The organism is Streptomyces pathocidini (genome assembly GCF_001418495.1).
Taxonomy (GTDB): domain Bacteria; phylum Actinomycetota; class Actinomycetes; order Streptomycetales; family Streptomycetaceae; genus Streptomyces; species Streptomyces pathocidini.
The window spans coordinates 1-7212 of record NZ_LIQY01000158.1 but is presented as its reverse complement, the minus strand read 5'-3'; the positions used below and the strand labels follow the sequence as shown (position 1 = coordinate 7212).

General features: G+C 70.8%; 8 protein-coding genes. 6 read left to right on the top strand and 2 right to left on the bottom strand.

The window, feature by feature from the left end:
* Positions 1–508, top strand: a 508-nt coding sequence (locus AOK16_RS09725; protein WP_055471846.1) for a hypothetical protein, incomplete at its 5' end; no start/stop codon positions are given.
* Between the two features lie 106 nt (positions 509–614).
* Here the strand turns inward: AOK16_RS09725 and AOK16_RS09720 are convergent.
* Positions 615–2042: a sensor histidine kinase gene (locus AOK16_RS09720; protein ID WP_055471845.1), complete on the bottom strand. Its 1428-nt coding sequence runs from the start codon at positions 2040–2042 to the stop codon at positions 615–617.
* A 16-nt stretch (positions 2043–2058) separates the two neighbouring features.
* On the bottom strand, positions 2059–2769 hold the full coding sequence (locus tag AOK16_RS09715; protein WP_055471844.1) for a response regulator transcription factor: 711 nt from the start codon (positions 2767–2769) through the stop codon (positions 2059–2061).
* A gap of 283 nt (positions 2770–3052) precedes the next feature.
* Between AOK16_RS09715 and AOK16_RS09710 the strand changes: the two genes are divergently transcribed.
* The 5 genes from AOK16_RS09710 to AOK16_RS09690 form a co-directional block, all read left to right on the top strand.
* Positions 3053–3829 carry an amino acid ABC transporter ATP-binding protein gene (locus tag AOK16_RS09710; RefSeq protein WP_055471843.1) on the top strand — a complete coding sequence of 259 codons (777 nt, stop codon included), beginning with the start codon at positions 3053–3055 and terminating at the stop codon, positions 3827–3829.
* Between the two features lie 114 nt (positions 3830–3943).
* A complete protein-coding gene (locus tag AOK16_RS09705; RefSeq protein WP_055471842.1) occupies positions 3944–4774 on the top strand; it encodes a glutamate ABC transporter substrate-binding protein in 831 nt (276 codons plus the stop codon).
* A 93-nt stretch (positions 4775–4867) separates the two neighbouring features.
* Complete coding sequence (locus tag AOK16_RS09700) at positions 4868–5542, top strand: amino acid ABC transporter permease (protein WP_055471841.1); 675 nt, start codon at positions 4868–4870, stop codon at positions 5540–5542.
* Positions 5539–6498: an amino acid ABC transporter permease gene (locus tag AOK16_RS09695; protein ID WP_055471840.1), complete on the top strand. Its 960-nt coding sequence runs from the start codon at positions 5539–5541 to the stop codon at positions 6496–6498. Before AOK16_RS09700 ends, AOK16_RS09695 begins: the two co-directional genes overlap by 4 nt.
* 202 nt (positions 6499–6700) lie before the next feature.
* On the top strand, positions 6701–7212 hold a 512-nt coding region (locus tag AOK16_RS09690), incomplete at its 3' end, for an FAD-dependent oxidoreductase (RefSeq protein ID WP_157859165.1).

The following is a 7212-nucleotide window of genomic DNA, read 5'->3' as shown; positions in this document are numbered from 1 at the left end:
GATGCGCCCACACCCCGCCCACACCGCCGCCCGCGCCATCGCCCTCACCTCCATCCTTGCCGGCGGGCTGCTGGCAGCCGCCCCGGCCGGTGCCGCCCCGAGCGACGAGCCCAACTGCACAGTGAGAGCCCAGCACCTCGAGGTGACCGTGGACCGCAAAGAGCGGCGGGCGACGACCACCGCCGACTGGGACGTCCACTGCCGGAAGCCCGCCCAGGTTACGGCCGAGCTGCGGGTCACGGGCCCGAACCTCATCCAGGCGCCGCTGGCGGGCGACTACGGCACCCGGTTCAGAAACCACGCGACGGTGACCGCACCGGTGGACCCCGACGACCCGGCGCAGACCGCCGTGCTCACCTTTCGCGAGGGCTTCCAGGTCATCGGCCACCCGCTGCGGAAGTGCGCGAAGCGTCCGGACGGCCGGGAGGCCTGCTACCGCGGCGGCAAGGACGGCTCGGCGGACTTGACCGCGAGGGAGGTCCTCGGGTTCCTCGGCCTCCTGCGCTGAGGGGCCAACGACCTCCCGAGCCGGGAAACCCGACGGCTCCTCCCCTGAGGAGCCCGACGGCCTCCTGTCCCCCCGGCACCCCGGCACCCGGCAACCCGCAGGAGGTTCAACCTCCCCCGGACGGCCCCGACTTCGGGGTCCGCGGGATCGTAATCGCCACCCGGAGCCCCCGCGGCTCGTTCCGCGCATACGCGATGGACGCACCGCCCGCCGAGAGCAGCGCGCGGGAGATGGACAGGCCGAGGCCGGAGCCCGAGACGTTCTGGTGGCGGCCGCTGCGCCAGAAGCGGTCGCCGACGCGGACCAGCTCCTCCTCGGTCAGCCCGGGACCGCCGTCCGCGACCGTGATGCGCACGGTGTCGCCCTCGTACGCCACACCGACCTCGACCCGTTCGCCCTCCGGCGTGAACTTCAGGGCGTTGTCGACCACGGCGTCCAGCGCGCTCGACAGGGCCACCGGATCGGCCCAGCCGGTGGCTCCCGAAGGACCCGCGTACGCCAGTGGGACCCCCTTGGCGTCGGCGACCGGGCGCCAGGCGTCCACCCGCTCCTCCGCCACCTCGGCCACGTCCGTCAGCCGCAGGTCGGCCGGGGCGTGCTCGGCGAGGGCCAGGTCGAGGAGGTCGTCGAGGACGCGGGCGAGCCGCTTGCCCTCGGACCGGACGGAGGCGATCTCCTCGTTGCCCTCGGGGAGTTCGAGCGCCAGCAGCTCGATCCGGAGCAGCAGCGCGGAGAGCGGGTTGCGCAGCTGGTGCGAGGCGTCGGCGACGAACGCGCGCTGCTGCTCCAGCACCTCCTCCACGTTGTCGGCCATCTCGTTGAAGGAGCGGGCGAGGCGGCGCAGTTCGGGCGGCCCGCCGGCGGCGGCGACCCGCGAGTTCATACGGCCGGTGGCGATGTCGTGGGTGGCCGCGTCCAGGACCCGCACCGGCCGCAGTACCCATCCGGTCAGCCGGAATGCGGCCCCGACGGCCAGCAGCATCGCCGCGGCCTCGCCCGCGGCGATCAGCAGCCAGCCCTGCAGGATGTGCGAACGCATCTGCCCGGTGGGCGACTCGGTGACCACGACCGCGACCACGTCCCCGTCCCGTACGACGGGCGAGGCGACGGCGAGGCGGCCCCGCTGCCAGGGCCAGACCTGCTCCGGGTCGTGACTGCGCCGACCCGCCAGCGCCTCGCGGAAGGCCTGGTCGCCCTCCCCTTCGGTGGGCAGGGCCCAGCCGCGCGGGGCCACGGCCATGGCGGACCGGTCCCGGAAGAAGACGCCCGCCCGGATCCCGTACACCTCGAGGTAGCGGTCGAGTTCGGCGCGCAGCGTGACCAGGCGGCCGCCCTCGTCCTCCAACTCGCCCGCCGCGTCCGGGCGGGCGGTCACGAACTGGGCGAGCGCCGCGAAGCGCGCCGTGTCATCGATCCGGTCGACGACCACCCGCTGCTGCTCCGCCGCGGCCAGGCTGCCGGCGAGCGGAAAGCCCAGCGCAAGCAGCACGCCCGCCATGAGGACGATGAGCAGCGGGAGGAGTCGGGTGCGCACCGGGGCGTACGGCTCCTCAGGCGCCCGGGGCGACGAGCCGGTAGCCGACCCCGCGCACCGTCTCGATCAGGGCGGGCAGTCGCAGCTTGGAGCGGAGCGAGGCGACGTGCACCTCGAGGGTGCGGCCGGTGCCTTCCCAACTGGTGCGCCACACCTCGCTGATGATCTGCTCCCGGCGGAAGACGACCCCGGGCCGCTGCGCGAGCAGCGCGAGCAGGTCGAACTCCTTGCGGGTGAGCGCCACGACTGCGCCGTCCACGGTGACCTGCCGGGTGGGGAGTTCGATGAGGACGGGCCCGAGCCGCAGCGGCTCCCCCGGCCCCACCTCGGCGCCGGCCTCCTCGGGACCGCCCTCGCCGGGTGCCGTACGGCGGCTGACCGCGTGGATGCGGGCCAGCAGTTCGCCGGTGTCGTAGGGCTTGACCACGTAGTCGTCGGCGCCCAGGTTCAGCCCGTGTATCCGGGAACGGACGTCGGCGCGCGCGGTCACCATGATCACAGGTGTGCTGGTGCGCTTGCGGATGCGGCCGCAGACCTCGAAGCCGTCCTGGTCGGGCAGGCCGAGGTCGAGGAGCACGACACCGAAGGGCGCGCCGGGGTCCGGCAGCAGCGCCTGGAGCGCCTCCTCGCCGCTGCGGGCGTGTGTGACCTCGAAGCCGTGCCGCGCGAGGACCGCGGAGAGCGCGGCGGCGACGTGGTCGTCGTCCTCGACGAGCAGCAGCCTCATCCGTCCCCCCTTTCCGTCCCACAGGCCGTACGGCATTCAGGCCACAGGGCATCCAGCCCGATCGGCACGCCCCGCGTCAAGAGTGTCCGGCCGGGTGCGGCGTTCCGTTATGGAGCCGGTAAGGAAACAGCCAACACCCCGGGTTATGAGCATCACTTCACCGTCACCCAGCGTGGCCACAGGTAGCCGGATCGTTATGCTCAATTTCCGCTCAGATGTAATGACGCTGGTCGGCGCGGCTCACTAAGGTCCTCCCAACCGAGGAGGATGGAGCAAGAAGCCGATGACCGAGGTATCGGTGGCCGAGGACACCGCCCCCACGGCGGACCCCCTGGTCGTCCTGAACAACGTCAACAAGCACTTCGGCGCGCTGCATGTGCTCCAGGACATCGACCTGACCATCGCGCGCGGCGAGGTCGTCGTGGTCATCGGACCCTCCGGGTCCGGCAAGTCGACCCTGTGCCGCACGATCAACCGGCTGGAGAGCGTCGACTCCGGCACGATCACGATCGACGGCAAGCCGCTGCCCGAGGAGGGCCGGGCGCTGGCCCGGCTGCGCGCGGACGTGGGCATGGTGTTCCAGTCCTTCAACCTCTTCGCGCACAAGACCGTGTTGCAGAACGTGATGCTGGGCCAGATCAAGGTCCGGCGCGCGGACAAGAAGGCGGCCGAGGAGAAGGCCCGCAGCCTGCTCGACCGGGTGGGGGTGGGGGCGCAGGCCGACAAGTACCCGGCGCAGCTCTCCGGTGGCCAGCAGCAGCGGGTGGCGATCGCCCGCGCGCTGGCGATGGATCCGAAGGTGATGCTCTTCGACGAGCCGACCTCGGCCCTGGACCCGGAGATGATCAACGAGGTGCTGGAGGTCATGCAGCAGCTCGCCCGGGAGGGCATGACGATGGTCGTGGTCACCCACGAGATGGGCTTCGCGCGCTCTGCCGCCAACCGTGTCGTCTTCATGGCGGACGGCCGGATCGTCGAGGAGGCGCAGCCGGACCAGTTCTTCACCAACCCGCGCAGCGACCGCGCCAAGGACTTCCTGTCGAAGATCCTGCACCACTGACCTGTCGCACCACTTGACCTGTCACACCAATGACCTGGCGCGACTGACCTGTCATATCCGGCGGCCCCACGTCGTCACCATGACGAACGACTGATCACGTAAAGGAAGTTCACCATGAAGCTGCGCAAGTCGGCCACCGCTCTTGCGATCACCGCCGTTCTGGCCGTCACCGCGACCGCCTGTGGCAGCGGCAGCGACGAGGGCGCCAAGAACGACGGCAAGATCACCATCGGCATCAAGTTCGACCAGCCGGGCGTGGGCCTGAAGACCCCCGACGGCAAGTACGAGGGCTTCGACGTCGATGTGGCCACGTACGTGGCCAAGGAGCTCGGCTACGAGGCCAAGGACATCGAGTGGAAGCAGGCGCCCAGCGCCGAGCGCGAGAACCTGATCGCCAACGGCGATGTCGACTTCGTCGTCGCCAGCTACTCGATCACCGACGAGCGCAAGCAGAAGGTCGACTTCGCGGGCCCGTACTTCCTGGCCCACCAGGACCTGCTGGTCCGCGCCGACGACTCGTCGATCAAGGACGCCAAGGACCTCAACTCCAAGAAGCTGTGCTCGGTCACCGGCTCCACCTCCGCGCAGAACGTCAGGAACGACTTCGCGCCGCAGGCGGACCTCCAGGAGATGGGCGGCTACTCCGAGTGCCTGACGGGCCTGGAGAACAAGGCCGTTGACGCCCTGACCACGGACGACTCGATCCTCGCCGGCTACGCCTCGCAGAAGGATCACCAGGGCAAGTTCAAGCTCGCGGGCCTCAACCTCAGCGACGAGAACTACGGCATCGGCCTGAAGAAGGGCGACACCGAGCTCCAGGGCGACATCAACAAGGCCATCGAGAAGATGGTCGAGGACGGCTCCTGGGAGAAGGCTGTGAAGGCCAACTTCGGCCCGGCCGGCTACAAGAACGAGCCCGCTCCGAAGATCACCGAGACCAGCTGATCCGGGGCGCGGGGGCGCGCCATCGCCACGCGGCCGCGGCGCGCCCCGCCCTTTCGACCAGCGCCATTTCGACCAGGGAGAGCGCGGGGCAACGTGTTCGACTTTCTTGATTCCGGGCAGTACGACCTGCTCGGAGCCTTCTGGGTGACGGTGCAGCTCACCCTCTACTCGGCGATAGGTTCCCTGATCTGGGGAACCCTGCTGGCCGGCATGCGCGTCAGCCCGGTTCCGCTGATGCGGGTGTTCGGCACCGCGTACGTCAATCTGGTCCGGAACACCCCGCTGACCGTCATCATCCTCGCCTGCTCGCTGGGCCTGAACCAGACGCTCGGCATCACGCTCGGCGGCGGGGACTTCAAGGACATCGGCTTCCGGCTGGCCGTCCTCGGCCTGGTCGCCTACACCGGCACCTTCGTCTGCGAGGCGCTGCGCTCCGGCATCAACACGGTGCCCGTCGGCCAGGCGGAGGCGGCCCGTGCCCTGGGGCTGAGCTTCACCCAGGTGCTGACCCTGGTGGTCCTCCCCCAGGCGTTCCGCTCGGTCGTCGCGCCGCTGGCGAACGTGCTGATCGCGCTGACCAAGAACACCACGGTCGCGGCTGCCATCAGCGCCGCCGAGGCCGCGTACCTGATGAAGTCGATGATCGAGAACGAGAGCGACGCGCTGCTCGCCGTCTTCGCGGTCTTCGCCCTCGGCTTCGTCCTCCTCACCCTCCCGACCGGCCTGCTGCTCGGCTGGGTCAGCAAGCGCGTGGCGGTGAAGCGATGACCTCCGTTCTGTACGACACCCCGGGCCCCCGCGCCAAGCGGCGCAACGTCCTCTACACCGCGCTGTTCGTGGTCGCACTGGCGGTCATCGTCTGGTGGGTGCTCGGCGCCCTGGACGAGAAGGGCCAGCTGGCCGGGGAGAAGTGGAGCCCGTTCGTCACCGACGCGCAGGTCTGGACGACTTACCTGCTGCCGGGGCTCGGCGACACTCTCACGGCAGCGGCGCTGTCCATCGTGATCGCCCTGCCGCTCGGCGCGCTGCTCGGCATCGGCCGGCTCTCCGACCACCGGTGGGTGACCGTTCCGGTCGGCGCGGTGGTGGAGTTCTTCCGCGCCATCCCGGTGCTGCTGCTGATGATGTTCGCCAACCAGGCCTACGTGCAGTTCGCCGACATCGAGTCCGAAGTCCGGCCGCTGTACGCGGTGGTGACCGGTCTGGTGCTCTACAACGCCTCGGTCATCGCCGAGATCGTCCGGGCCGGAATCCTCGCCCTGCCGAACGGCCAGTCCGACGCGGCCAGGGCGATCGGCATGCGCAAGGGCCAGACCATGGCGTACGTGCTGCTGCCGCAGGCCGTGACCGCCATGCTCCCGGCCCTGGTCAGCCAGCTCGTGGTCATCGTCAAGGACACGGCGCTCGGCGGCGCGATGCTCGGCTTCACCGAACTCCTCTCGCAGAACCGGCAGATCACGGCCAACTACGGTGCCAACACGATCGCCGCGTTCACCGTGATCGCGCTGATCTTCATCGCGCTGAACTTCCTGCTCACCTCCTGCGCGAGTTGGCTGGAGGGCCGGATCCGGCGGGGCAAGCGGGGCACCGGCGCGGTGGTGACCGGTGGGCTCGGCGACGACCTGACGGGCGCGGGAGCCGGGGCCACCACGGGTGGCCTCCCCACGGTCCCGCGGCAGACGACCGTGTCGGCCGGGGCCGACGAGACGCAGCCAACCGCCTGACGGGCGGCGGCAGTTGGAGCAGGTTTCGAGGAGGGGCCGAAATTCTTCTCACGGGCGGTGGCGCGGAGGCGTCACCGCCCGTACCGCGTGATGCAAGGACCCGCCACGGGCTGCATACTTTTGCTGTGATCGCGCACCGGGCCCCTCTTGGCACCCCCTGTCCGTCCCGACCGGCTGCCCGTACGGCCGAGAGGACCACGCCGTGGACCCGGTGATCGTCGTCGGCGCGGGGCCCGTCGGCCTCTGCACCGCCCTCGCGCTGACGCGCCGCGGGGTGCCCGTCGTGGTCCTCGACGAGGGCCCGGGGCGGGAAGAACTCCGGCCCGCGCGCACCGCCATACTCCGCGCGGACATCGCCTCGTTCCTGGGGCGCCTGGGTTGTGCGCCCGCGGAGGCGGAGGGCGTGCGCTGGACCGCGTTGTCGACGCTGCGCCGCCGACAGGTCGTACGGCGCGTGGAGTTCGGCCACGGGGGGAGCCGAATCGGCCAAGTTGCCGATCCCGGCGCGGCGGAGGAGAACCCTCCGCTGCATCTGCCGCAACACGTACTGGTCCGGCGGCTGCGCGCCGCCCTGGCACGGGAACAGCTCGCGCAGCTGGCCCCGTACAGCAAGCTCGACGCGATAGAGCAGGACGAGCGCGGCGTCACCGTACACACCCGCGGGGCCGGCCCGGAGGACTCGGCCGGGACGGGCGGCGCGCCGCGGGGCGGGAC

What these genes read in the sequence shown, in the direction of transcription:
- AOK16_RS09715 (WP_055471844.1), bottom strand. Translation starts at nt 2,769, where the DNA reads ATGAGGCTGCTGCTCGTCGAGGACGACGACCACGTCGCCGCCGCGCTC.
- AOK16_RS09705 (WP_055471842.1), top strand. Translation starts at nt 3,944, where the DNA reads ATGAAGCTGCGCAAGTCGGCCACCGCTCTTGCGATCACCGCCGTTCTG.
- AOK16_RS09710 (WP_055471843.1), top strand. Translation starts at nt 3,053, where the DNA reads ATGACCGAGGTATCGGTGGCCGAGGACACCGCCCCCACGGCGGACCCC.
- AOK16_RS09695 (WP_055471840.1), top strand. Translation starts at nt 5,539, where the DNA reads ATGACCTCCGTTCTGTACGACACCCCGGGCCCCCGCGCCAAGCGGCGC.